The organism is Novosphingobium flavum (assembly GCF_014230315.1).
GTDB lineage: Bacteria > Pseudomonadota > Alphaproteobacteria > Sphingomonadales > Sphingomonadaceae > Novosphingobium > Novosphingobium flavum.
Genome location: NZ_JACLAW010000004.1, coordinates 137,787 through 164,464, shown reverse-complemented (window position 1 = coordinate 164,464; position 26,678 = coordinate 137,787). Strand labels below are relative to the sequence as shown.

Here is a 26,678-nt window from a genome sequence, read left to right as displayed (position 1 = left end):
GGTTACTGGGCCCCGGCGAAAAAGCGCCGGCCCGACCCCGCCTGGATCTTGTAGATCGACGAGCCCGCGCGGCTCGGGAAAGGCAGCTTCACATAGTTCGCCTCGAACCGCACCTCGCTGGTCGACGGCCCGCAGACGATGCGCGAATCATATTCCTCCCAATCCACCTTGTAGAACAGCGGAAAGGCGTCGCTCGCGGCATATTCGTAGAACAGGATGCGGCGCGGATCGCCCGAGAGGTTCACGCTCGATCCGTGCAGGGTCATCGGGTGATGGAACGAGACCGTGCCCGGAGGCCCTTCGAGCAGGGCCGCCTTGCTCATGTCCACCTGCTCGGCCAGCACCGCGCCGACGAAGTAACCGTCCTCGTCGTGGTGGTCGATCAGCGGCCCCTTGTGGCTGCCCTCGATCACCTGCATCGCGCCGTTGGCAGCCGAGGCGCCGTCGATCAGGATCGAGGCGACGGTCGTGCTCATGTTGGTGTGCGGGGCGAAGGCCCAGTCCTGGTGCCATTCCAGCGCCGCGCCGCCCTTGGCCGACTTCATGTTGATCTTGGTGTGGTTGAGCCGGATGTTCGGCCCGATCAACCGCTTGGCCAGCGCCATCAGCATCTCGTTTCCGGCGAGCGCGGCATAGAACGGATCGATCCGGTTGGGCTTCTTGATCCGCTGCACCGTGCGCTTGCCCTCGAGGTCGGTCTCGAAGTCGTACCAGGCATTGTCCTCGGCCACGTCCGCCGCATCGGCCTCGACCCGGTCGGTCAGGGCGCGCAGCTCGTCGAGCACGGGGCCCTCCAGCAGGCCCGGCAGGACGACATAGCCGTGAGTGTCGTAGTGCTCGATGGCTTCATCGAGGGTCATGCGTAGTCCTCCGGCAAAGGCAGGTCGGTAACGACCATGTGGGCCTTGTAGTGGGTGATGGCGAGGGGCAGGCGCGCGGCGCGCACGGCGTTCTGGCCGGTCGCGCCGCAGGCCCAGAACACGGGCAGCTCGCCGGGCAGCACGCGCTTCATGCCGTGCCCGCCGTAGCTGCGTTCAAGGTCGGCGATGCCGAGGTCTTCCGGCAGGCCGAGCGAGACCGGCGCCCCGTGGAACCCGGGATGGCGCGCGGAAATCAGCGTGGCCCGGATCGCGTCGGCCGGGGTCAGCGCCCGCATCGAGACGATCAGCTTGCCGCCGAAGGGCCCCGCCGCCACGGTGTCGCGGTCGGTCTCGTACATGGCCGAAACGTCGCCTTCCTCAAGGTGGCGCAGCCGCACCCCGTGCCGCTGGAGCAGCGCCTCGAACGAGAACGAGCAGCCGATCACGAAGGGCACGAGGTCGTCGCGCCAGAAGGGGGAGGCATCGCGCGGGGTCTCGACCAGTTCGCCGTCGCGGAACACCATGTAGCCGCCGGTATCGCGGGCAATGTCGAGGTCGGCGGCGATGGCCGGAATGTCGCGCCGCCCCGGCTCGCCCCGGCCGAGCAGCGGCAGGGCCTCGGGATTGGCGCGGGCATAGTCCTCGAAGGCGTCGGCATGGTCCGCCGGTACGGCAATCAGGTTGCCCTGCACGTAATTTCGGGCGACGAGGTTGGTGAACCCGGTAAAGCGCCCCTCGCGGATCGCGCGGCGCACGGCGCGCGGATCGGCCGTGTCGAACCCGGGATCGGCGTCTTGCGCGGCTTGGGGCGAACCTGTGCTCATGGCATATTCCTACCAAGCGCGAGGCCGCGCGGGGGTTGCTTTTTTCGGTCCCCCGCGTTGCCTCTCCTGCGCTATTTACCCCCTGCCGAATACCGGAAAAGGAAACACCCCCCATGTCCGGAGCGTGCCTGCCATGAAGACTCACGCGATCATCGGCGGCTGTGCCGGGCTCGGCGGCGCGCTGGCCCGCGCCCTGATCGAGGGCGGAGACGCCGTCTGGCTGGCCGACGATCCTGCCGCGCTGCCCGGTGCGCCGGAAGGGCCCCGGCTCTACCCGCTCGACCTTGCCGACCCGCAGGCCCCGGCCCGGTTCCTCGCCGCGATCGCAGGGGCGGGCAAGGGGCTCGACAGCCTGATCATTGCCGCCTCGCTGATGCAAGGCGCCCCCCTGGAAGAGTGGACCGTGGCGGACTGGGACCGCGCCGCCGCGATCAACCTGCGCCTGCCCTTCCTCGCCGCGCAGGCCGCCGCCGGGCTTCTTTCCGCGCGGGCGGGCAGCATCGTGCTGGTCTCCTCCACCGCCACCCTGCGCGGCCAGCCGCTCAGCCATGCCTATCAGGCGACCAAGGCGGGCCTTGCCGGCCTGCTGCGCAGCCTCGCGGCCGAGCTTGGCCCACGCGGGATTCGGGTCAACATGGTCCTGCCCGGCTGGATCGACACGCCGCAGACCGCCGCGTTCTGGTCCGCCAGGTCCGACCCGCAAGCGGCCCGCGCCCTGATCGACGCGCGCATTCCGCTCCAGCGCCACGGCTCGGCGCAGGAAGTCGCCGCCGCGCTGCGCTGGCTGGTCTCGGATGGGGCAAGCTACGTCAGCGGGGCCATGCTCCCGCTCGATGGCGGCGATACGGCGGTCTGAAACTCAGGCGGTCAAACCGCCGCGCGCCATCACCCCCGCCCGCCGCAGCGCGATCTGCGCCACGGCCAGCCCGGCCACGGCCACGGCCACATAGGCGTGCCAGCCCGAAACCCCGAAATAGATCGTCGGCGTCAGGAACGAGGCGAGCGAGACGAACTGGTTGACGATCCCCGCTGCCTGCCCCGCCCCGCCCGCGCGCTCGGCCACTTGCGGCAACAGCGCCATGCAGATGCCCGACAGCGCCCCGAAAGCGAAGATCCAGGCCATCAGCCCGGCCACGGCCAGCGCCAGCGGGCTCGCCGGAAAGAACAGCAGCACCTGCGCCAGCGCGCCAACCATGGCCATGATGAAATAGAGCCGCAGCGGGGCGGTCCGCCGCGCCAGCAGGGCCCCGGTCACCGTGCTCCCGGCCAGCACGGCGATGATCTTGGCCCCGGCCACGATCCCGGCCGAAGCTGCGAGCGAGACCCCCCGCGTCTGGGCAAGGTAGCCGGCAGCGACCAGGCTGGTGCCATAGGAAATCATGTTGGGCAGGGCCGCGGCCAGCGCCAGCAGCAGCAGGACCGGGCTCGACAGCCCCATCTTGAGCCGCGCGAACGGGGTCAGGCCATCACGCCGCGCGGCCGAGGCGACCTGCGGCAGGACCACGGCCCCCAGCGCGCAGGCGAGCATGACCACGCCGTGCGCGGCAAAGGCGATCCGCCAGTCGGCCCACTGCGCGATCATCGCCGACAGCAGCAGTCCGGCGGAAAAGCCGGCCGGGGCATAGGTCGCCCACAGGGCCAGCCCCCGGGCGCGCAGGCTGCCCTCGAGGCTGGTCATCAGCATGGCCGCGCCGCCGTTGAGCACGCCGACATAGGCCAGCCCGGCGAGGACCATGGCAAAGTCGAACAGCCACAGGGTCGGGGCCTTGATCATCAGGAAGTCGGCCAGCGCCAGCAGCAGCGGCGCCAGCAACAGCACGCGGCGCGGCCCCAGCCGGTCGACCAGCCCCCCGCCCAGCGTGGAAGTGATCGCGGCGGGGAGCGAAAACAGCGAGATGGTCCAGCCGATCGCAGCCGGAGCGCTCGAAAAGTCCCGCGCCACGATCGCGGTCAGCGGGGAAAGCATGCCGACCATGGCCATGGAGCCGAGGCCGATGGTATAGACGAGGGCGAGGGTGAAGACCTGCCGGCTCCGGCCCTGCCACCCCGCGAGCGGCCCGGTCGCCGCGGCCAGCGAGGCGACCTGTTCTGGAGAGCCCTGGGTCACGTCTCGCCTTCCGATTGAGTTAAGCGAAGAAGGCGCCGGATCGCTCCGGCGCCTTCCCGGGAGTATTCGGGATCAGTTGCGGAACTGCAAGGTCAGGCCGAAGGTCCGCGGCCGGTAGGACTGCGCATAGAACAGCGTACCGGTCGAGGAGTCGTGCCCGCGGCCCAGCAGGTCGCGCGAGTTGGTCAGGTTGTCGATGAACAGCGAGGCGTCGACCCCGCCCTTGCGCAGGCCCACGCGCAGCTGGACATAGTCCTTGCCGGGCAGGGCATAGAGCGCGGCGTCATAGCCGAAGGTGCCGACCGCCGAAGGGATGGTGTCAGTGCTGGTGAAAGTATAGTCCACCCGCGCATAGCCATCGGTGCTCGAAGAGATCGGCGCCTCGAAGTTGGCATAGGCATGGCCGGTCCACAGCGGGCCGTTGATCCGCTCCCCGGCGGCGCGCAGCAGGATGCCGTTCGACTGGTAGACGTTGGCGGCATAGTGAATGTCGGTGTAGCCGACGTTGCCGCCCACGGTCACGCCCTGCACCGGCTTGGCCTCGAGCGACAGTTCCGCGCCCTTGCCCTTGGCATTGCCGAGGTTCGAGACGAAGACGAAGCCGCAGTTCATGCGCACGGCCTGCTGGATATTCTTCCAGTCGACCGCATAGCCGCTCACGTCATAGGCCAGCTTGCCCCCGAACAGGCGGCCCTTGCTGCCCACTTCGTAGGACCACATCGAGTCCGACTTGTAAGTGGTCGGGATGGTCGAGGTGGTCAGGCCCAGCGTGGCGAGGTTGGCCGCGCAGGATTCCGGCAGGGTGCTGGGCTGCGAACCGGCCGGGCGGAAGCCCTTGCTGACCGCGGTGTAGAGCATGGCATCGTCGTTCACCTGGTACTTGGCGGCGAACTTGGGCGTCCACGATCCCTCGTTGTTGGCCGAGCGGACCGTGGTGCGCACGCCAAGGTTGCTCGAACCGTCCTTGGTCTCGACGAATTCGGAATCGACCTTGGTATAGCGCACCGCGGCGGTCAGGGTCAGCTTGCTGGTCGGCTTGATGTCAACGCTGCCGAAGCCGGCATACTGGCTGTCGGTCGCCTTGATGATGTCGACCAGGCTGTAGCGGCCCTGGTACTGCTGGAAGCCGCTGACCAGCACGCCCGGGATGCGGCCCGAGGAGGTGTAGTTCGAATAGTCCTGGATCGAGTGCTGGTAATAGGCACCGACCGACCAGTCGACCAGCGGGTTATTGTACGAGAAGGCGCGGAGTTCCTGCGAGAAATTGCTCTGCTTGAGCGTCAGGAAATCGTCCATGTTGGTGATGTCCTTGTTCGCGTAGGTCCCGAAGGGCGTGCCCGAACGAAGGGTCGAGAAATAGGTCGCGTAGTTGAGCGTCTGCTCAAGGTCGCGCTTGAGGTACGAGGTGTTGGACACCACCGTGACCTTGCCCAGCTTCAGCTCGCCGCCGAGCGAGGGCAGCAGCATCCGGTCCTTGGTCGGCTCCGTGGTATAGACGCCGGTGTGATAGTCGCCGGCCGCTGGGCTGCCATAGCCCTGCCAGAAGTCGTCACGGGCGTTCTGGTAGAGGTTCTGGTAGAATATCTTCGGGGTGAAGGTCAGGTTCTCGGTCGGCTTCCAGGTCAGGGCGGCGCGGGCCACGATGTTGTCCTGGTAGTTGACGTCCTTGGCCGAGACGTTGTCCGTGCCCTGGGTCACCTGGTCGACATAGCCGCCGACGTGCTGGTACCAGACGCTGCCGCGCGCCGCGACGGTTTCCGAGATCGGCCCGCCCATGGCAAGGCCCGCCTCATAGCTCGGCGCGCCGTGCTCGGTGACCGAGAACTGGCTGCGGGCATAGATGTCGGTCTTGGTGAAGCTCGGGCTCGGCGTGATGAAGCGCACCGCGCCGCCTTCCGAGCTGGCGCCGAACAGCGTGCCCTGCGGGCCGCGCAGCACTTCCACGCGGTCGAGGTCGAACACGCGCGGATAGGGGTTGCCGCCGAAGTAGCCGATGTTGCGGATCTGGATCGGCGTATCGTCAAGGTAGATCGCCGTGGTCGAGGAGCCGACGTCCGACTTGAGCCCGCGGATCGCGATGTTGGTGCCGTTGTTGCCGACCACGCCCGCCGTGCTGGTGAACTGTAGCGCCGGGGTAATGCGCGCGATGTCGGAAATCGAACGGATGCCCTGGGCATCCATGTCCTTTTGCGAATAGGCCGCGATCGACAGCGGCACCTTGCTCAGGTTCTCGTCGCGGCGCTGGGCGGTGACGACGATGTCGCCGGACGTGTCATCGACAGCCTCGGCGGCGTGGGCCGTGCCCGCGAGAAGGGCCACGGGGGCCACCGTGGCGGCCAGCGAGAGGCCGATCCACCGGCGAGCGCCCTTGCGGTGAACGGGCAACGAAGAAACTTGCGACATGATGCTGATCCCTCTTGTTCTGTTGCCTCCCGCAGACCCCGTCTACGCCCGCGCCTCTTGCGAAGCGGAGCGCCGCCGCAATTGTCGCGGCGCGGTTGCCTTGCAGGGCGGCTGCGCCCCGCATGCACCTCGATCGTACCCTGGATTTCCTGCCAAGCGGGCCTTGTCGAAACCCAAGGTGTTTCACAAATCCCCGTCACGCTATTGCAACAAACGAACAGGGCCGTTGCTATTCTTGCGCGCTTGCAGTCAGCCTCCGTCACCGCGTTCGCAGATGCGAACCGGCCCATGGCGCAACCGGCATCGCCCGGGGCTGGCATGGCGGCGATCCGAGGCCTAGCCTCGCCGCCGATGACCGCTAACTCCACCCCGCCCCGCACCTTGCGCGTCGGCGCCGTGCTGCCCTCCGCCGGCAGCGCTCCGCTGGGCCCTCACGCCATCGAACTGACCGCGGACGGGCGCATCGCCGCACTGTTGCCGCTTGACGGGGCCGCCCTCACGCCCGGCGAAGCCGCGCTCCTCGCCATGCCCGCGCTGGCCAATGCCCACGATCACGGCCGGGGCCTGCGCACCCAGGCCTGCGGGATTGCGGATGCCCCGCTCGAGGCGTGGATGGTCGATCTCGCCCGCCAGCCCCGCGTCGATCCCTACGACACGGCCGCCCTCGCCTTTGCCCGGATGGCGGGTTCGGGGGTCGCGGCGGTCTATCACTGCCACAACACCCAGTCTTCCGCCGATCTTCTGGCCGAGGCCGAGGCCGTGTCGCGCGCCGCGCGCGATGTCGGCATCCGCGCCGCCTTCGGCTGGCCGTTCTTCGATGCCAATCCGCTGGTCTATGGCTCGCACGCGGCCCTGGCCGCATGGTTTCCGCCCGAACAGCGCGAGGGCATCGCGGCCATGGACCGGGCCCTGCGCGACTGCGCCACCAACATGGCCCTGTTCGATCAGGCCCGCGCCTTCGAGCATCCCCTCTTCGCCCTGCACTATCACCCGGTCGCCCCGCAGTGGGCGAGGCCTGAAACCCTCGCCGCCATCGCCCGCGCCTCGGCGGAAAACGGCCGCCGGGTCCACACCCACCTGCTCGAAACCCGCCTCCAGCGCGAATGGGCCGATCACCACTTCCCGCAAGGCTTCGTGAACTGGCTCGATTCCATCGGCCTGCTTTCGCCCCGCCTCACCGTGGCTCACGGCGTCTGGCTGCGCGAGGACGAGATTGCCCTGCTGGCAGCGCGCGGCGTGACCGTCGCGGTCAACGTCTCGTCCAACCTGCGCCTGTGCTCGGGCCTGCCTCCGCTGGCCGAACTGCGGGCGGGCGCGGTCCCGGTCGGCCTCGGGCTCGACGGCATGGCGCTCGACGACGACGAGGACATGCTGCGCGAACTGCGCCTCGCTCACCTCCTGATGAGCCAGCCCTGCCGCCACCAGCAGGGCCCGGTCGCCCGGCCCGACCCCGCCACGGCGCTCAAGGCGGCATGGGAAGGCGGGCGCGCGGCGATCCTCGGCGCCGATGGCGGCGGGCGGATCGTCCCGGGCGCCCCGGCCGACCTGCTGCTGCTTGATCGCCGGACCATGGCGGCGGATTGCCTCGATGGACTGCCGGCCGATCCCGCATGGCTGCTCGCCCGCGCCGCCCGCGCCCATGTCGCCCGCCTGCTGGTCGGCGGGCGCGAGGTGGTCCGCGCGGGGCAGGTCACCGGGGTGGACGAGGCGGCGCTTTCGGCCCGGCTGGTCGCCGCCGCCAGCGCGGCCCGCGCCGCGAGCCCACCCGATCCGAACCGCATCGCCGCGGCGGCGGCGGCGGCCGCGGCCTTCTACCAGTCCGGCCTGCACCGCCGGCCGGACTGAACGCTCACTTGCCCGCAACCATCAGCGCCGCCAGCACCAGCGTTTCCATGCCCGTCCGGATCGAGATCTCCGGGTCCGGCGCGAAAAAGGGCGAATGGTTGACCGGCACCGGCTTGCCCTCGGCCTTGTACTTCGCCTCGACCGCCGGAAGGGTGCCACCAATGCTGAAGTAGACCGAGTGGACCTTGCCGCCCTCGGCGAATTCGGAATAGTCCTCGCTCGCGGTCCAGCCCGGCTCGCTTGCCGGGATCAGCACCACGCGCGGCTGGCCCAGCGCCCGGGTCAGCACCTGCGCCGAGCGGGCCGACAGCCCCGCCTCGTTACTGACCGAACTGGTGCCGTAGCGGTGCACCACCTCGGGCGGCGGGGCCTTGGCCATCAGCGCGCTCGCCTTGGCCGTGACGTCGATCCCCTCCAGCAATTGCGCGCGCACCTGCGGATCGTAGGACCGCACGGTGAGCAGCAGTTCGGCCTCGTCGGGGATGATGTTGCCCACGGTCCCGGCATGGAAGGCGCCGACCGTGATCACGCCGAATTTCATCGGGTCCTTCTGGCGGCTGACCACGCTCTGCACGTCGGTCACGAACCGCGCGCCCATCACCACCGGGTCGATGCTCTTGTCCGGCATCGAGCCATGCGCGCCCTGCCCGTGGAACACGATCTTCACCGCATCGCTGGCCGAGGTGGCATAGCCCTCCTTGATCGTCACCTTGCCTGCCGTGTCCGGGCCGACATGGGCGGCAAAGGCATAGTCCGGGCGCGGGAATTTCGTGTAGAGCCCGTCGGCCAGCATGGCCTTGGCGCCCGAGACGACCTCCTCGGCCGGCTGGGCGACCATGACCAGCGTGCCGTGCCACTGCCCCTTCATCGCCGCCAGCGCCCCGGCCGCGCCGATCCACCAGGCCATGTGGACGTCATGGCCGCAGGAATGGGCAACGAAGCCCAGCTTCCCGCCGCTCTCCTGCTGGGCCCGGCTGGCATAGGGGAGCCCGGTCTTTTCCTCCATCGGCAGGCCATCAAGCTCGGTGCGCAGCAGCACGACCGGGCCCGGCCCGTTGCGCAGCACGCCGACCACGCCGGTCTTGCCCACCCCCTCGCTCACCTCGAAGCCCAGTTCCCTGAGCCGCGCCGCCAGCACGCCCGCCGTGCGCTGCTCCTGAAAGGCCAGTTCGGGATGCTGGTGAATGTCGCGGTAGAGCGCCTCCAGCCCCGGCCAGGCCTTGGCGAACTGCGCGTCCACCGCCGCGCGCTGCGCCGCCGGATCGGACCTTGCCGCCACGGGCGCCGCGATCAGGGCAAGGGCCGAGGCCGCGATCCATCCGCTACGCCGCATAAGTCAGGCCCCTCGCGCAGCGACGGAACGGCGGCGCAAGACCGCCTTGCCGGCCGCGAACAGCAACAGGCCGAGCCCCTGCAGGGCAGCCGCGCTGACGAGGAAGCCGATCACGAACCCGGTCCCGGCGGCGCCGTCCGGCGCTTCGATGCCATGCGCGAAGCCGTGGGCAAGGCCGGCCAGCCCGGCAAGGCCCGCGGCCAGCGTCAGCGGCGGGCGCAGGCGCAGCGCGAAGGCCGCCGCCAGTGCCGCCAGCGTCACCGCGATCAGCCCCTCGGCCAGCGGCGCCGTAACCATGTCGGCCATGGCGAAACCCGCCAGCATGGCCCCGGTCAGCACCAGCGGCAGGACCCGCGCGAACCGGGCGCCGAGGGCCCCGGCCCACAGCCCCGCGATCAGCAGGGCGGCGATGTGATCGGCGCCGGTCAGCGGATGGAGCAGCCCTTCGGCGAGGCCCCCGCCGCTCCCGTGGCCGGGGTGGGCCATGGCCGTGCCGGGCAGGGCCAGAAAGGCGGCAAGGGCAATCGCGGTCTTGGGAATGGCGCGGGTCATGCAGGGCTCCTTTGCGGGTCACCAGCTGGATTCAGGCCGCCGGCGGTGACGATGAACTGGATGATCTCGGCCGTGCCGATATTGTCCTTGAGGTTGGTGAACAGGAACGGCCGCTCGCCGCGCATCTTGCGCGCGTCGCGGTCCATCACCTCGAGGCTGGCGCCGACCAGCGGGGCAAGATCGATCTTGTTGATGATCAGCAGGTCCGAACGGGTGATGCCCGGACCGCCCTTGCGCGGGATCTTGTCGCCGGCGCTCACGTCGATCACGTAGATCGTGATGTCAGCCAGTTCCGGGCTGAAGGTCGCGGCCAGGTTGTCTCCCCCGCTCTCGATGAAGATCAGCTCCAACCCGGGAAAGCGTCTGGCCATCTGGTCCACCGCGGCCAGGTTGATGCTGGCATCCTCGCGGATCGCGGTATGCGGGCAGCCGCCGGTTTCCACACCCATGATCCGCTCCGGCACCAGCGCGCCCGACCGGGTGAGGAATTCGGCGTCCTCGCGGGTGTAGATGTCGTTGGTGATCGCCGCGATGTTCCAGTGGTCGCGCATCGCCTTGCACAGCCGGTCGGTCAGCGCGGTCTTGCCCGAGCCGACCGGGCCGCCGATGCCCACGCGCAGGGGGCCGTTGTATGATGTCATGAGCGGAAAAGCCTCGTGTAAAGCGTTTCGTGGTGGAAGGAGTAGAGTTCGAGCACGGGCGTCGCCGTGCCGAGATCGTCGAGCGGGCAGGCGCGGGCGCGGGCGGCGATGCCGCCGATAACCTGCCCGATCGCGGCCATGGCGCGCTGCCCGTCGGTCTGGCCGAGCGGCACCAGCCGCACCCCCGCCGAGATGAGATTGGCCGCCGTACTGTGCAGAAAACCATGGATCGCCGCGGCCGGCGCAATCCCGTGCGCCGCGCAGGCAAGCGCAAAGACCGCGGCATGGGCGCAGGGATGCTCGCCCAGCCGCTCGGCAAAGGCATCGAGCGCCGGATGAGGCCAGGCCTTGCGCACGACCGAGAGAAAGGCCGCGCCCTGCTGATGGCTTTCCAGCGCCGTCTCGCTGCTGGCCCTGAAGGCGGCGCCCAGTTCGGCCACGGCATCGAAAGCGGCGGGATCGTGTGCGAGTTCCATCGCCCGCGCGATCAGCACGGCATCGACCCAGCCGCCACCGCGCGCGATCACCGCCTCGACATAGTCCACCAGTTCGCCCCAACGCCGCACGTCCCCGGCATCGACCGCCGTTTCCAGCCCGTGGCTGTACGTGAACCCCCCGATCGGCAGCGACGGGGAGGTCCAGGCCAGCAGCAGGTGCAGGGCCGGCTCAGTGAGCATGGTGGTGATGGTGGCCATGGTCATGGTGGTGGTCGTGGTCGTGGTCGTGATCGTGATCGTGCCCGTGCGAATGCCCTTCGCCGGCATAGGCCCCGCCCTCGGGCGTGAACGGCGCCCGGATCAGCGCCACCTCGGCGCCGAGCCCGCGCAGCATGTCGAGGATCACCCGGTCATGGCGCAGCAGGATGCGGTCGGCGTGGAGCTCGGCCGGCAGGTGGCGGTTGCCGATGTGCCAAGCCAGCCGCAGCAGGTCGTGCCCCGCGCCCGCGCGCACTTCCATCAGTTCTTCCGGCTCGGCCTCGATCCGCACGGTCCGCCCGTCGGTCAGCTTCAGCCCGTCACCGTGGCGCAGCACGGCCGCGCTCGGCAGGTCGAGCAGGAAATCGGTGCCGCCCCGCGCGACATAGCGAAAGCGGCGGCGATGGCGCGCGTCATAGTCGAGCACGATGAAATCGTCGGCACGGGCGGCATCCCAGTGGCCGGCGGCAAGAATCTGGCGGGCAGCAAGATCGGTCATCGGCTGGGCCTTCTCAGAACAGGAAATAGCGCTGGGCGAAGGGCAATTCCGCCGCCGGCTCGCAGGTCAGCAATTCGCCGTCGGCGCGCACCTCGTAAGTCTCGGGATCGACCGCGATGTCCGGCAGGGCCGAATTGTGGATCATCGATTCTTTGGAAATCCCGCCCCGCGTGTTGACCACGGCCTCGAGCGGTCGCTCCAGCCCCAGCCGCCCGGCCACGTCCTGCGCGATCCCCGCGGCCGAGACGAAATGCAGCGCCGATTGCACCCCGGCCTTGCCCAGCGCGCCGAACATCGGCCGGTAATGGACCGGCTGCGGGGTCGGGATCGAGGCATTGGGATCGCCCATCGGCGCGGCGGCGATGGAGCCGCCCTTGATCACCATATCGGGCTTGGTGGCGAAGAAGGCCGGGGACCACAGCACGAGATCGGCCAGCTTGCCCACCTCGACCGAGCCGACCACGTGGCTGATCCCGTGCGCGATGGCCGGGTTGATCGTGTATTTCGCCACATAGCGCCGGACGCGCATGTTGTCGGCCTCGGCATCGTCGCCGGCAAGCGCCCCGCGCTGGACCTTCATCTTGTGCGCGGTCTGCCAGCAACGAATGATCGTTTCGCCCACCCGGCCCATGGCCTGGCTGTCGGACGACATCATCGAGAAGGCGCCAAGATCGTGGAGTATGTCCTCGGCGGCGATGGTCTCCTTGCGGATGCGGCTCTCGGCAAAGGCCACGTCCTCGGCAATGCGCGGGTCGAGGTGATGGCACACCATCAGCATGTCGAGATGCTCGTCGAGCGTGTTGACCGTGTAGGGCCGGGTCGGATTGGTCGAGGAGGGCAGGACATTGGCCAGCCCCGCCACGCGGATGATGTCGGGCGCATGGCCGCCGCCCGCGCCCTCGGTATGAAAGGCGTGGATCGTCCGCCCCTTGAAGGCAGCGATAGTGCTCTCGACGAAGCCGCTCTCGTTCAGCGTATCGGTGTGGAGCGTGACCTGGATGTCATGGCGGTCGGCCACGGTCAGGCAGCAGTCGATCGCCGCCGGGGTCGTGCCCCAGTCCTCGTGCAGCTTGAGGCCGCAGGCGCCTGCGAGGATCATCTCCTCCAGCGCATCGGGGCGGCTGGCATTGCCCTTGCCGAACAGGCCGAAGTTCATCGGCAGGCTTTCCAGCGACTGCAGCATCCGCCCGATGTGCCAGGCCCCCGGCGTGCAGGTCGTGGCGAGCGTGCCGTGGGCCGGGCCCGTGCCCCCGCCGAGCATGGTGGTCACCCCAGCATTCAGCGCCTCGTCCACCTGCTGCGGGCAGATGAAATGGATGTGCGCATCGATCGCGCCGGCGGTGAGAATGCGGCCCTCGCCGGCGATGATCTCGGTGCCGGGGCCGATCGGGATGGTGATGGCGGGCTGGGTATCGGGATTGCCCGCCTTGCCGATTGCGCTGATCCGCCCGTCGCGGATCGCCACGTCGGCCTTCACGATGCCCCAGTGATCAAGGATCACCGCATTGGTGATCACCGTGTCGGGCGCGCCCTCGGCGCGGGTGATCTGGCTCTGGCCCATGCCATCGCGGATCACCTTGCCGCCGCCGAACTTCACCTCCTCGCCATAAGTGGTGAAATCGCGCTCGACCCGGATCAGCAGGGCGGAATCGCCCAACCGGATGCGGTCGCCCACGGTCGGCCCGAACATGGCGGCATAGGCGGCGCGAGACAGCGATACCGGCATGTCAGAGCGCTCCCATCACGTCGCCGCGAAATCCGGTCACGATGCGCTTGCCGGCAAACGGGATCAGGCGGACCTTGCGCCGCTGCCCCGGCTCGAAACGGATCGCGGTCCCGCTCGGAATGTCCAGCCGCATCCCGCGCGCCGCCGCCCGGTCGAAGGCGAGACCCGGATTGGTCTCGGCAAAATGGTAATGGCTGCCCACCTGCACCGGCCGGTCGCCGGTATTGGCCACGTCGATCTCGATCGCGTCGCGTCCTGCGTTGAGCAGGATCTCGCCTTCGGCGCAGAGGATTTCGCCCGGAATCATCCTGGAGGTCATGGCTCGGCTCCCTTCACCGGATCGGCTTGTGGACGGTCACCAGCTTGGTGCCGTCGGGAAAGGTGGCTTCCACCTGAATTTCGTGAATCATCTCGGCGATCCCGTCCATGACCTGATCGCGGGTCAGCACGTGGCCGCCGCTCGCCATCAGGTCCGCCACCGAGCGCCCGTCGCGCGCGCCTTCCACCACGTGTTCGGTGATCAGGGCCACGGCTTCGGGATGGTTGAGCCTGACCCCGCGCTCCAGCCGGCCGCGCGCGACCATGGCCGCCACGGCGACCAGCAGCTTGTCCTTTTCCCGTGGGGTCAGTTGCACAGCTCTTGTCCCTTCAACATGTCCACAGCGCCGGCAGGCGCGGCGCCAGTCCGAATGCCGCCGCGCGCAGGGCCGCGGTGGCGGCCATCACCTGCTCGCGCAGGGCCTGGGCATCGGCCATGGACCAGCGCAGCACCACTATCCCATCTAGGCAAGACGCCCCGCCGTGCGGCGCCGGCGCCAATTCGCGCGCCAGATCAAGATAGCCCGCCGCTCCCGGCCCGGCATAGACCAGCGTCGCCATGGCCCGCGCCCCGCCAAGGCCGAACGGACGAGCCGCGATCTCCGCGACGTCACCGCCAAGGTGCAGGCCATCGGCCCAGACCAGCCGTCCGTCCCGCCGAATGCGCCAGGCATCGTGGACCAGCCCGCGCGAAAAGGTTTCGCCCATCGCCGACCGGCCCAGCACCAGCGTCTCCACCGCCAGCAGCGCGCCGTCGCCCACAAGATCGGCCTCCAGCCGCCGCCGCAGCCGCGTGCCGTCGAACAGGATCGCCTCCTGCCCCAGCCATTCGCACCGCCCGCCGTCACCCACCGCGATGCGCGTCTCGACCCGGATGTCGGGCTCTTCCGGCAGGACCCTGTAGAGCTTTTCCGCCGCCTGCGTCGTCACGCTGCCCCGCGCGCCGGGATCCACGGCGATGTCCAAGGACACCCGGTCGCCGCCGGTCAGCCCCCCGCTCGTGGTCAGGCTCACGGCCAGCGGGAATTCACCGGCCGCGGCAACCGGAAAGAGAAACCGGCACGGCGCCCGCTGGTAAAGATCCCGAATGCCCGCCGCGCCAAAGACCAGCCGCGCATGGCCGGAAAGGCGCTGATTCCGGGCGGGAACCGCGTTCAGTGGACTGGCCCGCTGCTGGATCCGGGGAACTGGTGCATTGCCCGCAAGCTAGTCAGCCCGCCCCGCCCCCGACTGTAGCGCGTTTCGCAACACGGCGTTGCCCTCCGGCGCGCAAAATCGCAGGCCGCGAGCGGTAATCCACCCTTTGCGGTTGCGCTTCCCGCTCGATCCATGAAAGTCTGCCGAATCCATTGCAGGGGCAGGCATGCAATCGCAGCGCATCCTCCACATCGATGTCGCGCGCGGGCTTGGCATCATCCTCGTGGTGCTCGGCCACGCCGAACGCGGCCTTGCCTCCGCCCGGATCGCCGATCCGCAGGCATGGCAGATGTTCGACATGGGCCTCTACACCTTCCACATGCCGCTGTTCATGCTCCTCGCCGGGCTCAACGTGCCCGGATCGCTGGCCAAGGGACGCAGGTCCTTCATCACGGGCAAGCTGTGGACCGTGGGCTATCCCTACGTGCTGTGGTCGCTGGTCCAGGTCAGCCTGCTGGTCGCCATGGCCGGGCACACCAACAGCGCGGGGCAATGGTCAAGCCTGCTGCGGATCGGGTGGGATCCGGTCAGCCCGTTCTGGTTCCTCTATGCCCTGCTGGTCTACATGCTGGTGGTCGCCGCCACCGGCGTCCGGACGGCCGTGCTGGTGCCGCTGGCCGGGCTGGGCCTGATCGCCAGCGCTTTCGTCCCCGGCGACGGCATTGCCCGCCAGCTTTGCTATCAGGCGCCCTTCTTCGTGATCGGCGTGGTGGCCGCGGATGCGATCAAGGGCTGGACCGCGCGCGCGCCGCTGCTCTGGGCGGCGGGGTTTGCCACGGCATGGCTGGCCGCGTTCCGGTTCGTGCCGGTGCAGGGCGATGCGCCCTATCTCACGCCCGTTGCCTTTCCGGCGGCCTGCGCAGGGATCGCCTGCATGTTCGCGGTGGCCCAGGCATTCGGCGGGCGGGCGCAGGCCCTGCTCGCGCGCCTCGGGCAAATGTCGATGACGATCTACGTCATGCACATCCTCGCCACGGCCGGAACCCGGATCATCATGGTCCGGGCGCAGGTCGAGGCGCCGGCGATCGTCTACCTGATCGCCTGCACCGCCATGGGCCTGGCCGCGCCGGTCATCGTCCATCTGGTGCTGGAGCGCATGGGCCTCCTGCCCGCCTTCGGCCTTGCCCGCCCCCGGCCCGAGCGTCGCGGCTCCCTGCCCGCCGCGGCGGCCTGACCGGACCCGTCAAAGCTCCTCGATCCGCTCGGGGGTCAGGCGCCCGCGCACGGCATCGAACAGGCCGAGCCAGTTGCCCTTGGCCCGCCCCCTGCGGTCGACCCATGGCTCGGGGCGGAGCAACTTCAGATGGTTGGCGAGGATGTTCCTGATCATCAACCGGGCGGCAAAGCCGATCGGCATGGTCCCTTTCGCCGCGAGGTAGACCGGGTTGATCACCTGCGAATAGCCAAGGCGCAGGCCCGGCGTGCGCCCGTGCTTCACGCCCTGGTGCACCCCGGCGAAGGCGGGCGTCATCACCAGCCGCCCGCGCGGCCGGAGCGCCATCGAGAAGTCGATGTCCTCCTGCCAGCCATAAAGCGCGAGCCGCTCGTCGAACCGGGTCGGGCCAATGGCCGCGCCGCGATAGGCCATGTTGCAGCCGTAAAGCCCGATCCGGTCCTCGCGGATCTCGCAAGGGAAATCGCCGCGATCATCGTGTTCCGCCACGATCCGCATGGCCTCCTCGGCGCCGATGCCGCTGGTGTTGATGCCGTCGGCAAGGACCAGCCCGGTTGCCCCCACCACGTCGGCGTGGGCGCGAAAGAAGCCGGCCACCTTCTCCACGCTCAGCAGCGAGGGCACGTAGTCGTCGTCGAAGAACACGACGATGTCATAGCCGCCGCCCAGCCAGTCCAGCGCGGCATTGCGCTGGCGGGGCAGGCCCTTGCGCCCGAACACGGCCTTGACCCGGTCGGTCTCGGCAAACCCCTCGGGCAGGTCGGCGGCCGCGGTCACCGAGAACAGCAGGACGGCGGGCAGGACCGTCTGCCGCGCCATCCGCTCGATCATCCGGTCGATCAGGTCCGGCCGGCCAAGGCTGGCGATCACCACCGCGACCGTGAGTTCGCCCCCCGCCTCGCTCATGATCCCTCCGATCGGCCCGGTTCGAGCCCGTCAAGAACCTCCAGCAGGCGCAGGGCGGCACGGCGCCAGGTGAACTGCCCGGCCCGGTCCCGCCCCGCCGCGCCAAGCGCGGCGCGCCGGTCGCCGTCCGCCGCCAGCCCGGCCAGAACCCCGGCCCAGGCCGCATCATCGTGCGGGTCGGCATAGAGCGCCGCCGCGCCGCAGACCTCGGGCAGGGCGCCGCAGGGCGCGCAGACCGCCGGCGTCCCCAGCAGCATGGCCTCGAGCGGCGGCAGGCCGAAGCCTTCGGTGGTCGAAGGAAAGGCCAGCGCGCAGGCGCCCTCCATCAGCGCGCGCAGTTCGCCGTCGCTCACCCGCCCGGCGAAGACCACGCCGGGTGGCACCGCGTGCCCCTCCGCCACGAAGGCCTCGCGGGTGGCGGAGCCGAACAGCACCAGCTTCACCCCGGCCAGTTCCGGGCGGGCGAAGGCCCTGAGCAGAACTGCGATGTTCTTGTGTTCCTGCGTCGTGGCAAGGGCGAGGACGTAGCTCTCCCCGGCCAGCGCCAGCCGCGTCACGGCGGCCGGGTCGGCCGCCACGCGCAAAACGTGGTCCACTCCATTGTGAACCGTGTGAATGCGCTCTAGCGGAGCCAGCCCAGCCCGCGCCAATTGCCCGCGCGAGAAATCGGAAACGGTGAGCAGGGCCCGGTTGCGGCGGCCCAGCACGGTCTGCACCACCCTGTACCACGCGCGAAAGGCGAAGGTGTAGGATCTGGGCGAGAGCATCACCTGCGCGTCATGAATCATGGTCACGGCATTGCCGGCCAGCATCGGGCCGACATTGCACAGGCTGAGCAGGACCGGCCGCCCTTGCCGCGCGGGAAGGGTCAATTGCTCCCACGGGATGCTGTCGAAAGGTCCGATCTGGCGGGTTGCCAGGCTCAGGGAGCGGGCCGCATCCCCGCCGTCGCGCGAATGCCACACCTCGAACCGGCGCCCGCGCAGCTGCGGGGCCTGCGCGGCTTCGAGGTCGGCCAGCGCGTTGCAGATCTCGTAGGCAACCCGGTGCACGCCGGTCATCGGCGCGCGCAGGAACTTGCCGTTGACGATGACATCGGGCGGCATCGGCGGCCTGGTCCGGGCGGCAAGGCCCGCTGGGGTGGGAATCTCTTGCAAATCTGCCCCGCTCTGAAAGGGATTCTGGCGCGACTATGCCATCATGATCGCCCGTGCGCGACCGCCGATCCCGATCCCGCGTGCTGCATTGCGTCATATTATGGCACGTTCGCTCGCTCGGCCGGTTCCACCCCGAGGCCCGCCGTTGCGGCCACCCGCCCGAGCGGTTACAAAACCACAGGCGCAGCCGGCGGGGGGCAATCGGTTGATCGAGGCGACAGGCCAGGCATTCGGAGACAGGTATCGGACGCTGACCGAGGCGCAGGTCATCGCCACCATGCTGCTCGAAGGTCACGCCCATTGCCCCGACCTTGCCGCCGCCAGCGCCGAGGCGGCCAGCGCGCTAGGCCGTCTCGCCAGGGCCGGGCTCGGTCGGCGCCAGAATGGTAATGGTTACCTCTACGACCCGGTCGAAGTCGCCACTTTCGTGAAGCTCGCCGGGCTGCGCGAAGAGGACGATTACTGGGAGCGCTGCTACGTCGCCACGCTGCGCCGGTTCGTCACCGACCTTGCCGCAGAAACCGCCTCCACGCGCCGGGTCCGCTATCGGCGCCATTTCGATACGAGCCGGATCGAAGCGGGCAAGACCCTGCGCCTGCGGATGCCCCTGCCGCTGGCCGGCCGCTATGCGGGGCTCGCGGTCAGCCCCGAACTTCCGGCCGAGGCCGCCGGCCACCGGGTCAGCGACGGGCGCCTCGAGGTCCGCGTCGCCGCCTCGGGCGCGGCCGAAATCGCGCTCGGGGCCAGGCTCGATCTCGAACTGGGTCCGCCGCCCTGCGAAGGGCCCGCCGAGGGCGACCTCTACCTGCGCGCGAAGGAAGGCCTCGTCGTCATATCCCCCGCCGTCGCCGAACTTGCCCTCCGCCTCTCCGGCACCGGCACCCCCCACCGCGCCGCCGTCCGGGCCTTCTGGGAATACCTCGTCGGGAATTTCATCTTCTGCCCGGTCCACTACGATCAGGTCCCGGCCGAGGCCCCGCTCGACTGGGTTCTCGAAAAGCGGGTCTACGACTGCCAGCTGGCCTCCGCCCTGCTGGTCGGCCTGTGCCGGGCGCGCGGCATCCCGGCGCGGCTGGTCGGCGGGCATTTCCTCTATCGCCGCTCCCCCACCAACCATTACTGGGCCGAGGTCTGGCTCGATGACAGCGGCTGGACCCCGTTCGACTTCATCGGCTGGGACCTGTCGCGCGGCGGGCGGGACGAAGACTGGCGCGACCGTTTCGCCGGACAGGTCGATCCGCGCCTGATCACCGAATGCCTGCCGCAATCGTTCACCGGGGCCATCGGCGTGCCCATCCCCGAGATCTGGTTCATGCTGCGCACGATGGAGGGCACCGGGGCCCAGCTGCGTCTCGCCGGCGCGAACGGGGAGACCGTCTACCGCGACAGTGTCGCCATACTGGAAGCACCGGCCTGATCATCCTTAATTGCCACAGGGGTGGAATTGACCGGCTCCCTTTTCTCCCATGTAATGAACTCATTGTGCATCGCTGCATTGGCGCCGCCGCGACAGGGGAACCGCAATGATCTTCGAGGTCTCGCTAGGACAGATCGTACCGCAGATGAGCGGCGCCACTGTCGAATGCGTCCACGCCCGGCCGGGCGACATGCTGGCGATGGGCAGCAAGCTGGTCGATCTCAGCGTCGACCTCAGCCGGGCCTTTGCCCAGGAATGCCCGCCGGTCTCCTACTACCGCGTGGTCCTGCGCGAGAAGGCCTGCCTGCGCGCGCTCACGGTGAAACCGGGCGAGGCGCTTGACGTGGGCGAACTCGTCGCCCTGTTCAGCACCGATCCGGCCGAGCCGCTGGACCAGACGCCCGAACGGGCGCTCCGCACGACCGTCGCGGGGATCATGCATCACGAGAACATGTTCAGCGGGCAGCAGCTGTGACCCTCGTGCCTCTGGCCCTGGGGCCGCTGGAGGCAACGGGGTTCCGGATACTGCGCTCCGGGGTGCGCTGGCTGGTGGCCGATGGGCAGTGGTGCGAAAAGGACCGGCCGATCGGCTATTTCAACGTCAGCCTCGAGCCTGCCGGACGGCTGCCCGTCGGCCAGCCCCGCTTCGCCGATGAAATGGACCTGCAGGTCGCTTTCGCGCCGCGCGTGTCCGGGCGGCTGAAGCTGGATGACGGCCACGATCGCGGCGGATACCTCAACATCCGCAGCATCGAGCCGTGGGACCCGGCGGCGCGGATCGCCCATGTCGAGACTGGCGAGGCCCCGGATGACGGAACGGCCACGACCCTGCGCCTGCTCATGCTGGCCGGGCGCCGCATGACGGCGCTGGCCGATGTCCATTCGGGCCTGCTGCCGGGCTGGCACAGCCGGTCGCGCGGCTGGTGGGGCGAGCCGGGCGAGACCCCGCGCACCCTGCTCAGCCTCGGGGTCTGCGACGTCGCCGGCGTGGTGCTCGGCGGCCAGGCCGCCTTCACCGAAATGTTCGAGATGGCGCGCGGCGCCCTGCAGATGGTCCATGTCCCCGATCATCCGATCGCCCCCTGCGTGCCGATTCTCATCGACCAGCTCGAGCGCACGCCCGCGCAATATGAGGCCATCGCCCGCGACATTCACGGTCACTTCGGCGCCCTCGCCGATCCCCTCACGGCGGACGACTGGATATTCCTCGGCGCGGTGCTGGCGGTGCTGAAGAATTGCCCGATCCGGGATCGCCATGACGCGTTCACTTCCGGCGGCCTGCAACAGCTCGGCCCGGCCGAGGCGGTGATCCTCTCGCTCGCGGTCGAGCCGCAGTCCATCCTGCGCCACCGCCGGCTCGGTTATCACATGCACGTGATGCGGCATCACCAGGCCGCGGCCGGCCCGGCAGTCCGGTCATGGCTGGCCAGCGCCTTCGAGACGGTCAAGCGCCCGGTCGAGGCGATCCGGCGCGACTACGAGACGCTGGTCGATCTCGTCCGCAAGCAGACCGGCGCGCGCATCATGTGTCTCAACCGGATGTCGACCTCCGGGCACGAGGATATCGCCAGCTACCTCGGCTTCGACGCCCCGCTGAGCGACACCCTGTCGACCGTCGCAGCCAAGGAAATGAACGTGATGCTGAGCGAGGTCGCGGCCTCGCACGGCCTCGACGTCATCGATCTCGATGCGGCGGCGGCCGAAATCGGCGGCGCCGAGCACGTGCCGGACGGTATCCATCAGAGCGGCCTCCTGCAGACCATCCTGCGCCGGGAAATCCTCGATCTCCTCGAAGCCCCCCGCGCCTGAGCCCGCCCCCGGGGCAGGCCCGTCTCAGAGCACGTCGAACTCGACCACCAGCTCATCCGACGGCGTCTCGCCGTCAGGCAGGGCCTCGTCCGCGCCGTCGCTGAACATCGCCAGGCACAGCCCGACCTGGCGCCAGTCTCCCGCATCGGCCAACACCGAACGCAGGACCCCCGCCTGCCCGGCCCGGACCTCGACCACGGCCTTGTGGGTTTCCAGCTCGACGATCAAGTCGCCGCTCTCGAAGCTCGCACCGGGCTCGCCATGCCACTCGAGAATGCGGATTTCCTCGACGCCGGGAACGGCAGCAGGGACGGACAACTGGTAGATCAAATGCGCCTCCGGGCTATGCAGAAAGAAGGATGACCGGCGATCATGGCCGCACGAGGGCGCGGATGGCCGCGGCGCTTCGGGCCGGATCAGGAATGCAGGCCGCTTCCAGCACCGGGTTCGACGATACCGGCGCCGGCAGGGCGCCCAGCCGCGACCACGGCCGGTTGCCGATGCGCGCGAAGATCCGCGTCGCCACTTCCACGCCCACGCCGCAGGTGACCTGCCCTTCCTCGAGCGTGAACAGGCGCCCCGTTCGCTCGACCGATGCGGCCAGCGTCTCGACGTCCATCGGCGCGAGCGAGCGCAGGTCGATCACCTCGCACGACAGCCCTTCCCCAGCCAGCAGGTCCGCCGCCTCTAGCGCCACCCGCACCATGTAACCGTGGCAGACCACGCTGACGTCGGTACCCTCGCGCCGGATCGCGGCCTGCCCGAACGGCACGATCGCCGGTTCGACCGGGACATTGCCGGGGGTCGGGAACAGGCGCTTGTGATCGATATAGACCACCGGCCCGTCGCTGCGCAGGGCGGATTTCATCAGGCCGTAAGCATCGGCGGGAGTCGATGGGGCCACCACCTTGAGCCCGGGCACGCTCATCAGCCAGGCCTCGATGCATTGCGAATGGGCCACGCCCTGCCCCTGTGCCCCGGCCGTGGTCTTGACCACCATCGGCGCGGTCAGGGCGCCGGCCGTCTTGTAGCGCAGCTTGGCCGCATAGTTGATGAGGGCATCGAAACCCAGCATCAGGAAGTCCATGTAAGTGATCACGGCCAGCGGCCGGAACCCCGCCGCCGCCGCCCCGGCGGCAATGCCGATCGTGGCGGCCTCGGCCACGGGCGTATCGCGCATCCGCTCGGGGCCGAAAATGGCGAACAGCCCGTCGAACTCGCGGTAGGAGCCGCCGAATGAGCCGACGTCCTGCCCGAGGACGAAGATCCTGGGATCGCGCGCCATTTCCTCCTCGACCGCCCGCCTCACGGCCTCGCGGAAGAACATCCGCGTCGTTGCCAGCTCAGTCGACATCGGCCAGCACCTCCGCCGGATCGGGATAGGGCGAGGCATCGGCGAAGACCATCGCCGCCCGGGCGCGCTCCAGGGCTTCCTCGCGTAGGCCCGCGATTTCCATCTCCCCCAGCAAGCCCTCGCCCTGAAGGCGCGCAATCTCCCGCTCGATCGGGCAGCGCAGGCGCAGGCTGGCCAGTTCATCGCGCGAGCGGGTTTCGCGCGCCGTGGTCGAGTGGGAGCGCAGGCGGATCGACGACATCTCCAGGAACGCCGGCCCCCTACCGGAGCGGACATGCTCCGCCGCCTCCCGCGCTGCCGCTGCCGCGGCCACCATGTCGAGGCCATCGACCGACCGCGCCGGCATGCCGAAAACGGCGCCGACATCGCAGATCCGCCGCGCCGCGTTCGACGCCTCGCGCGGGGTCGAGACCGACAGCTGGTTGTTGTTGCACACGAACAGGATCGGCAATTCCCACAAGGCGGCGATGTTCAGCGTCTCGTAAAGTGCGCCCGCCGCGCTGGCCCCATCGCCGAACAGGATCGCCACGATCCCCGGCTCCCCCGCCATCTTGCGCGCCAGCGCCACCCCGGCGGCCACGCTGATATTGCCGCCGACGACCGCGTGAGAGCCGAAGAAACCCTGCTCCGGCGCCGCAAAGTGCCCGCGCCCGGCGCGCCCCCGGTTCATCCCGGCGGTCTTGCCCAGCAGTTCGGCCATCAGCATCCCCGGATTGACCCCGCGCGCAAGGGCCGGGCCGATCGACCGCCCCCCGGTCAGCAGCTGGTCGTCCGCCGTCAGGGCCGAGGCGAGGGCGACCGCCACCGCCTCCTCGCCCGAGGAGAGCAGCTGGAAGCCGTGCGCCTTGCGCGCCGAGAGGCCATCCTCGAAGGCGCGGATGAGCAACATCGCGCGCAGGCGGCCGATGGGATCGTCGGTCATGCCGTCCGCCCCTGTGCCGCGCCCTGCCGCAAGGCCGAGAGGAGGAGAGCGAGGCTGTCCTTCAGCCCCCGGCGGCGCAGGGCCCCGACCAGCCGCCCCAGCGCTTCGCGCGGGCCGATCCGTCCCGTCAGGATCTGCCGGACCAGCCACGAGGCATGTTCCTGCTGGATCGCGCCGCTGCGCATCAGCACCCGCTGGCGGCTCCGCCCCGTGCCCAGCGCGATGATGTCTGACGGTGAGAGCGCCTCGGCCGGCCGGATGGCCGGCTTCTGGGCCCCGAGCCGCGCCCGGGCCCGCTCCTGCGCCTCGAACGAAACGCAGGCATCGAGGCCATTGGCGGCAAGCGTCATCGCCAGCTCGTGGCCGACCACTTCGGCCGCAAGGTCCCCGCCGAGGCGATGGTCGGTCTGGAGACTCCTCCCCCCGATGTCGGCAATCACCCGGTCCACATCGACGACGATGGCCCCATAAGCGCGGGACAGCTCGGTCGCCAGCAGGTTGAGGCGCCGCACGCGCAGCAGCATGGCCTGTCCGCTCTCGCTTGCCCGGTCCGCCAGGCCGCGAAAGACCGTCATGACAAAGACCGGATCGCCGCTGTCGGCAAGGCTGGCGAAGGTCTGGTGCAGCAGCGCCTCGGTCTCGGCCCACGGCCGGCCCTCGTCCTCCGCCAAGGGCAGCAACGATACCATGCGGATCGCCCCCGCCGGCGCGCTGACAACCTCGGCCAAGCCTGCATCGGCCCGGCAGGCGAACGTCACCCCGTCCCCGGCCATGGCCGGGGCGAGCAGGTGGTCGATCGCATGGGCCGCGATCCGCCGCTCCTGCGCGCCAAGGCAAGCGAAGATGGCCAGTTCCGGCATCAGGCGGCCAGTTCGGCCAGGCAGCCGGCAATATAGGCCTCGCGCACCGCCCCGCGTCCGGTCATTCCCGCCAGCGGCGCCGCGCGGCGGGCCAGTTCCGCCAGCGACAGGATGCGCGCCGCTTCGGGTAGGGGCGAATTGTCGCCGATGCTCTGCCAGAACAGCGGGAGCAGGGCGACCACGGCATCGGGATGCTCGCGGTAGAAGATCTCCTCCCATTCGAGATCGTCGAGCGGATCACGCCAGCCGCTGCGGTGAGTCATGTGATAGCTGCGCGCCGTGGTCGGCTTCATCGTCATGCCCGCGCGGCAGAGCCGCAGCGCCAGCTCGCGGTGCTCGTTGATGCTGATGTCGGGGTGAAATCCGCCGGAGCGCAGGAAGGCCCCGCGCGAAAGCGACTGGTTGGAGCCCGAAGCCGCGGCCCACAGCACCCCGCAGTCGCCCGGCGCGCGCAGTGCCTCCATCTCGAGATCGTAGAGCTTACGCGGGCCAAAGCCCGGGTAGATCCCCGGCTGGGCGCGGCTGTCCACCTCGTGAAAGGCGCTGCTGATCTGGCTGCGCGTGACGAGATTGCGCGCGCGGTCCTTGTCCGACATGCGCGCCACCCGCTCTTCCTCGCCGGGCTGGGGCGTACCCGCCTCGGGATCGCGGAACGGCCGGGTGCAGCGCAGGTGAAAGGTCTCGCCGCGCACCACCAGATCGTCCCCGCCGCGATGGACCGCCAGATGCCGCGCCACGAATTCGGGCTCGGCCAGCGTATCCCCGTCAAGGAAGATCAGGATGTCGCCCGTGGCCCGCGCGGCCCCGGCATTGGCAGCGGCAGACCGCCCGGTCGGCCGCTCGTTGCGAACATGGACAAGATCGAGCGCCCCCGCCGCCTCGGCCACGACCTCGCCGGTATGGTCCGAGGAACCGTCGTTGACGACGACGACTTCGCAAGGCGCGCTCTGGCCGGCGAGCGATGTCAGGGTCAGCCGCAGCCGGTCGGCCTCGTCCTTCGAGCGGATCACCACGCTTGCCTTCATTGCCCGGCGCCCCCCTCTTCCATGATCCCGTAATCGTCGAGAATGCGAACGACCTCCTCCGCCACGCACTGGTAGCCGAGCGGGGTGAGGTGCATCGCGTCGACCTTCATCGTGTCGGCGCCTTTGCGCGCGACGATCCCGTCAAGGTCGACGATCGAGATGCCGATGGCCTGCGACAGTTCGATCAGCGCGAGGTTGAACCGCCTGATCCGCGTCGAATAGGTGTCGTCCAGCCCGAGATGGCAATGCACCATGTCGCCCGGAATGGCGGGCGACATGTTGTAGACCAGCACCGGCACGTCCGCGGCCTCGCGTAGCCGTTCCACCACGCCCTCGAGATTGGCCATCGCGGCCTCGACCGTGGACAGGCCCGCAGCCTCGAAATTGTCGCGCAGCCAGGCGCGGTCGCTTTCCGGCCAGACCGAGGTGTCGGCCGGATACAACAGGAACCCTTCTTCCTTGTGCCGCAGGATCGGCGCGGCGACATCGGGCAGGATCGAGAGGATCACCGCATCGACCGGCGTGGTGAAGAGCTTGTCGCTGAACTGGCCGGGCAGGGGATAGCTGCCCAGCGCCAGGTCGCGGTCCGCCAGGGCCTGCGGAACATGGCCGTCCGCCGCCAGCAGGGCATCGAACCGGGTCAGGGTCTCGTGCTTCATGCGGATGCGCGCCTCCGGATGGCTGTGGCGCAGGCATTCGTTGACGCCGTTCCACAGCAGTTCCCCGCCGATCCGGCAGGAATGCAGGGAATCGTGAACATCGACATTCCCCTTCGCAAAAAGCGTCACCCGCCTCACCAACGAAAACCCGCCAACTTGCCCGCGCAGCGAGACATCACACCAACCGATCCAGTAAATCCGGGACCAGCGCCCCGTCCGTCACGCAACATGAACTTGCCCCACCTGCCCGACGCAATGTTCTGAAAATGTATAATGTTATTCGGGCCGGCACCAGCATTCGGGCCGGGGCAAAGGGGCTAACCAAATAGTCCCCGCGCCGCGGCGAGCCCCCTCTTTCGGGCTATTTCAACTCGGCGCGCCGCCTTCTAACCTTG

Annotated in this window: 27 protein-coding genes; 6 read left to right on the top strand and 21 right to left on the bottom strand. The window is 69.4% G+C overall.

Translation table 11 applies throughout. The features are described 5' to 3' along the window. Positions 1-2: 2 nt before the first annotated feature. Positions 3-860 (bottom strand): phytanoyl-CoA dioxygenase family protein, encoded by an 858-nt coding sequence (locus H7F51_RS06605; protein ID WP_185663444.1) that lies wholly within the window; start codon positions 858-860, stop codon positions 3-5. Next, positions 857-1,684, bottom strand: coding sequence for a D-glutamate cyclase family protein (locus H7F51_RS06600; RefSeq protein ID WP_185663443.1), 828 nt, complete (start codon positions 1,682-1,684; stop codon positions 857-859). Before H7F51_RS06600 ends, H7F51_RS06605 begins: the two co-directional genes overlap by 4 nt. 133 nt (positions 1,685-1,817) lie before the next feature. Here H7F51_RS06600 and H7F51_RS06595 point away from each other — a divergent pair, with 133 nt between their 5' ends. Next, positions 1,818-2,540 (top strand): SDR family NAD(P)-dependent oxidoreductase, encoded by a 723-nt coding sequence (locus H7F51_RS06595; protein WP_185663442.1) that lies wholly within the window; start codon positions 1,818-1,820, stop codon positions 2,538-2,540. A gap of 3 nt (positions 2,541-2,543) precedes the next feature. Here the strand turns inward: H7F51_RS06595 and H7F51_RS06590 are convergent, their stop codons facing one another. Then, positions 2,544-3,791: an MFS transporter gene (locus tag H7F51_RS06590; protein ID WP_185663441.1), complete on the bottom strand. Its 1,248-nt coding sequence runs from the start codon at positions 3,789-3,791 to the stop codon at positions 2,544-2,546. A 72-nt stretch (positions 3,792-3,863) separates the two neighbouring features. Continuing rightward, a complete protein-coding gene (locus tag H7F51_RS06585; RefSeq protein WP_185663440.1) occupies positions 3,864-6,194 on the bottom strand; it encodes a TonB-dependent receptor in 2,331 nt (776 codons plus the stop codon). A 351-nt stretch (positions 6,195-6,545) separates the two neighbouring features. Here H7F51_RS06585 and H7F51_RS06580 point away from each other — a divergent pair, with 351 nt between their 5' ends. After that, entirely contained in the window at positions 6,546-8,039 is a 1,494-nt protein-coding gene (locus H7F51_RS06580; protein ID WP_185663439.1) for an amidohydrolase family protein, read from the top strand. Between the two features lie 4 nt (positions 8,040-8,043). Here the strand turns inward: H7F51_RS06580 and H7F51_RS06575 are convergent, their stop codons facing one another. Genes H7F51_RS06575 through H7F51_RS06535 form a run of 9 tightly spaced genes read right to left on the bottom strand, consistent with a single transcriptional unit; the run spans position 8,044 to position 14,817 of the window. Beyond that, positions 8,044-9,372, bottom strand: a complete 1,329-nt coding sequence (locus H7F51_RS06575) for an amidohydrolase (protein ID WP_185663438.1) — start codon at positions 9,370-9,372, stop codon at positions 8,044-8,046. Positions 9,373-9,375: 3 nt separating this feature from the next. Continuing rightward, positions 9,376-9,924, bottom strand: a complete 549-nt coding sequence (locus H7F51_RS06570; RefSeq protein WP_185663437.1) for a HupE/UreJ family protein — start codon at positions 9,922-9,924, stop codon at positions 9,376-9,378. Next, complete coding sequence (ureG, locus tag H7F51_RS06565) at positions 9,921-10,565, bottom strand: urease accessory protein UreG (RefSeq protein ID WP_185663436.1); 645 nt, start codon at positions 10,563-10,565, stop codon at positions 9,921-9,923. The genes H7F51_RS06570 and ureG overlap by 4 nt, the downstream gene beginning before the upstream one ends. Beyond that, positions 10,562-11,329, bottom strand: a complete 768-nt coding sequence (locus tag H7F51_RS06560; protein ID WP_246447921.1) for an urease accessory protein UreF — start codon at positions 11,327-11,329, stop codon at positions 10,562-10,564. The genes ureG and H7F51_RS06560 overlap by 4 nt, the downstream gene beginning before the upstream one ends. Beyond that, positions 11,232-11,759, bottom strand: a complete 528-nt coding sequence (locus H7F51_RS06555) for an urease accessory protein UreE (RefSeq protein WP_185663435.1) — start codon at positions 11,757-11,759, stop codon at positions 11,232-11,234. Before H7F51_RS06555 ends, H7F51_RS06560 begins: the two co-directional genes overlap by 98 nt. A gap of 13 nt (positions 11,760-11,772) precedes the next feature. Further along, on the bottom strand, positions 11,773-13,485 hold the full coding sequence (gene ureC, locus H7F51_RS06550; RefSeq protein WP_185663434.1) for an urease subunit alpha: 1,713 nt from the start codon (positions 13,483-13,485) through the stop codon (positions 11,773-11,775). 1 nt (position 13,486) lies between these two features. After that, positions 13,487-13,792, bottom strand: coding sequence for an urease subunit beta (locus H7F51_RS06545; protein ID WP_185663576.1), 306 nt, complete (start codon positions 13,790-13,792; stop codon positions 13,487-13,489). A 25-nt stretch (positions 13,793-13,817) separates the two neighbouring features. Continuing rightward, positions 13,818-14,120: an urease subunit gamma gene (locus tag H7F51_RS06540; protein ID WP_185663433.1), complete on the bottom strand. Its 303-nt coding sequence runs from the start codon at positions 14,118-14,120 to the stop codon at positions 13,818-13,820. A gap of 13 nt (positions 14,121-14,133) precedes the next feature. Continuing rightward, positions 14,134-14,817: an urease accessory protein UreD gene (locus H7F51_RS06535; RefSeq protein ID WP_343061233.1), complete on the bottom strand. Its 684-nt coding sequence runs from the start codon at positions 14,815-14,817 to the stop codon at positions 14,134-14,136. Positions 14,818-15,166: 349 nt separating this feature from the next. Between H7F51_RS06535 and H7F51_RS06530 the strand changes: the two genes are divergently transcribed. Further along, positions 15,167-16,174 (top strand): acyltransferase family protein, encoded by a 1,008-nt coding sequence (locus tag H7F51_RS06530; RefSeq protein WP_185663432.1) that lies wholly within the window; start codon positions 15,167-15,169, stop codon positions 16,172-16,174. A gap of 9 nt (positions 16,175-16,183) precedes the next feature. Here the strand turns inward: H7F51_RS06530 and H7F51_RS06525 are convergent, their stop codons facing one another. Beyond that, a complete protein-coding gene (locus tag H7F51_RS06525) occupies positions 16,184-17,080 on the bottom strand; it encodes a glycosyltransferase family 2 protein (RefSeq protein ID WP_185663431.1) in 897 nt (298 codons plus the stop codon). Then, on the bottom strand, positions 17,077-18,186 hold the full coding sequence (locus H7F51_RS06520) for a glycosyltransferase family 4 protein (RefSeq protein ID WP_185663430.1): 1,110 nt from the start codon (positions 18,184-18,186) through the stop codon (positions 17,077-17,079). Before H7F51_RS06520 ends, H7F51_RS06525 begins: the two co-directional genes overlap by 4 nt. Before the next feature lie 256 nt (positions 18,187-18,442). Between H7F51_RS06520 and H7F51_RS06515 the strand changes: the two genes are divergently transcribed. The 3 genes from H7F51_RS06515 to H7F51_RS06505 all read left to right on the top strand — a co-directional run bounded on the left by H7F51_RS06515 (position 18,443) and on the right by H7F51_RS06505 (position 21,463). Beyond that, positions 18,443-19,654, top strand: coding sequence for a transglutaminase-like domain-containing protein (locus H7F51_RS06515; protein WP_185663429.1), 1,212 nt, complete (start codon positions 18,443-18,445; stop codon positions 19,652-19,654). Between the two features lie 106 nt (positions 19,655-19,760). After that, positions 19,761-20,129 (top strand): hypothetical protein, encoded by a 369-nt coding sequence (locus H7F51_RS06510; protein ID WP_185663428.1) that lies wholly within the window; start codon positions 19,761-19,763, stop codon positions 20,127-20,129. Beyond that, a complete protein-coding gene (locus H7F51_RS06505) occupies positions 20,126-21,463 on the top strand; it encodes an SGNH/GDSL hydrolase family protein (RefSeq protein WP_185663427.1) in 1,338 nt (445 codons plus the stop codon). The genes H7F51_RS06510 and H7F51_RS06505 overlap by 4 nt, the downstream gene beginning before the upstream one ends. Before the next feature lie 24 nt (positions 21,464-21,487). On the opposite strand, the gene H7F51_RS06500 is transcribed toward H7F51_RS06505, so the two are convergent. From H7F51_RS06500 to H7F51_RS06475, 6 genes are read right to left on the bottom strand one after another with little or no spacing between them, the layout of a single operon-like run. Next, positions 21,488-21,793 carry a lipoyl domain-containing protein gene (locus H7F51_RS06500; RefSeq protein ID WP_185663426.1) on the bottom strand — a complete coding sequence of 102 codons (306 nt, stop codon included), beginning with the start codon at positions 21,791-21,793 and terminating at the stop codon, positions 21,488-21,490. Between the two features lie 40 nt (positions 21,794-21,833). Then, positions 21,834-22,817, bottom strand: a complete 984-nt coding sequence (locus tag H7F51_RS06495) for an alpha-ketoacid dehydrogenase subunit beta (protein WP_185663425.1) — start codon at positions 22,815-22,817, stop codon at positions 21,834-21,836. Continuing rightward, on the bottom strand, positions 22,807-23,739 hold the full coding sequence (locus H7F51_RS06490; protein ID WP_185663424.1) for a thiamine pyrophosphate-dependent dehydrogenase E1 component subunit alpha: 933 nt from the start codon (positions 23,737-23,739) through the stop codon (positions 22,807-22,809). Before H7F51_RS06490 ends, H7F51_RS06495 begins: the two co-directional genes overlap by 11 nt. Continuing rightward, complete coding sequence (locus tag H7F51_RS06485; protein ID WP_185663423.1) at positions 23,736-24,599, bottom strand: hypothetical protein; 864 nt, start codon at positions 24,597-24,599, stop codon at positions 23,736-23,738. Before H7F51_RS06485 ends, H7F51_RS06490 begins: the two co-directional genes overlap by 4 nt. Then, positions 24,599-25,624 carry a glycosyltransferase family 2 protein gene (locus H7F51_RS06480; protein ID WP_185663422.1) on the bottom strand — a complete coding sequence of 342 codons (1,026 nt, stop codon included), beginning with the start codon at positions 25,622-25,624 and terminating at the stop codon, positions 24,599-24,601. The genes H7F51_RS06485 and H7F51_RS06480 overlap by 1 nt, the downstream gene beginning before the upstream one ends. Then, the gene (locus H7F51_RS06475; RefSeq protein ID WP_221774027.1) at positions 25,621-26,412 is read right to left on the bottom strand and encodes an SGNH/GDSL hydrolase family protein; all 792 of its coding nucleotides are present in this window, start codon (positions 26,410-26,412) and stop codon (positions 25,621-25,623) included. Before H7F51_RS06475 ends, H7F51_RS06480 begins: the two co-directional genes overlap by 4 nt. Positions 26,413-26,678: the final 266 nt, after the last annotated feature.

Excerpts from the sequence above, each read along its gene's own strand:
- H7F51_RS06580 (WP_185663439.1), top strand. The coding sequence starts at position 6,546 with ATGACCGCTAACTCCACCCCGCCCCGCACCTTGCGCGTCGGCGCCGTG.
- H7F51_RS06495 (WP_185663425.1), bottom strand. The coding sequence starts at position 22,817 with ATGTCGACTGAGCTGGCAACGACGCGGATGTTCTTCCGCGAGGCCGTG.
- H7F51_RS06585 (WP_185663440.1), bottom strand. The coding sequence starts at position 6,194 with ATGTCGCAAGTTTCTTCGTTGCCCGTTCACCGCAAGGGCGCTCGCCGG.
- ureG (WP_185663436.1), bottom strand. The coding sequence starts at position 10,565 with ATGACATCATACAACGGCCCCCTGCGCGTGGGCATCGGCGGCCCGGTC.
- H7F51_RS06570 (WP_185663437.1), bottom strand. The coding sequence starts at position 9,924 with ATGACCCGCGCCATTCCCAAGACCGCGATTGCCCTTGCCGCCTTTCTG.
- H7F51_RS06490 (WP_185663424.1), bottom strand. The coding sequence starts at position 23,739 with ATGACCGACGATCCCATCGGCCGCCTGCGCGCGATGTTGCTCATCCGC.
- H7F51_RS06480 (WP_185663422.1), bottom strand. The coding sequence starts at position 25,624 with ATGAAGGCAAGCGTGGTGATCCGCTCGAAGGACGAGGCCGACCGGCTG.
- H7F51_RS06530 (WP_185663432.1), top strand. The coding sequence starts at position 15,167 with ATGCAATCGCAGCGCATCCTCCACATCGATGTCGCGCGCGGGCTTGGC.
- H7F51_RS06485 (WP_185663423.1), bottom strand. The coding sequence starts at position 24,599 with ATGCCGGAACTGGCCATCTTCGCTTGCCTTGGCGCGCAGGAGCGGCGG.
- H7F51_RS06605 (WP_185663444.1), bottom strand. The coding sequence starts at position 860 with ATGACCCTCGATGAAGCCATCGAGCACTACGACACTCACGGCTATGTC.
- H7F51_RS06510 (WP_185663428.1), top strand. The coding sequence starts at position 19,761 with ATGATCTTCGAGGTCTCGCTAGGACAGATCGTACCGCAGATGAGCGGC.
- H7F51_RS06555 (WP_185663435.1), bottom strand. The coding sequence starts at position 11,759 with ATGACCGATCTTGCTGCCCGCCAGATTCTTGCCGCCGGCCACTGGGAT.
- H7F51_RS06560 (WP_246447921.1), bottom strand. The coding sequence starts at position 11,329 with ATGCCGGCGAAGGGCATTCGCACGGGCACGATCACGATCACGACCACG.
- H7F51_RS06575 (WP_185663438.1), bottom strand. The coding sequence starts at position 9,372 with ATGCGGCGTAGCGGATGGATCGCGGCCTCGGCCCTTGCCCTGATCGCG.
- ureC (WP_185663434.1), bottom strand. The coding sequence starts at position 13,485 with ATGCCGGTATCGCTGTCTCGCGCCGCCTATGCCGCCATGTTCGGGCCG.
- H7F51_RS06595 (WP_185663442.1), top strand. The coding sequence starts at position 1,818 with ATGAAGACTCACGCGATCATCGGCGGCTGTGCCGGGCTCGGCGGCGCG.
- H7F51_RS06600 (WP_185663443.1), bottom strand. The coding sequence starts at position 1,684 with ATGAGCACAGGTTCGCCCCAAGCCGCGCAAGACGCCGATCCCGGGTTC.
- H7F51_RS06525 (WP_185663431.1), bottom strand. The coding sequence starts at position 17,080 with ATGAGCGAGGCGGGGGGCGAACTCACGGTCGCGGTGGTGATCGCCAGC.
- H7F51_RS06520 (WP_185663430.1), bottom strand. The coding sequence starts at position 18,186 with ATGCCGCCCGATGTCATCGTCAACGGCAAGTTCCTGCGCGCGCCGATG.
- H7F51_RS06545 (WP_185663576.1), bottom strand. The coding sequence starts at position 13,792 with ATGATTCCGGGCGAAATCCTCTGCGCCGAAGGCGAGATCCTGCTCAAC.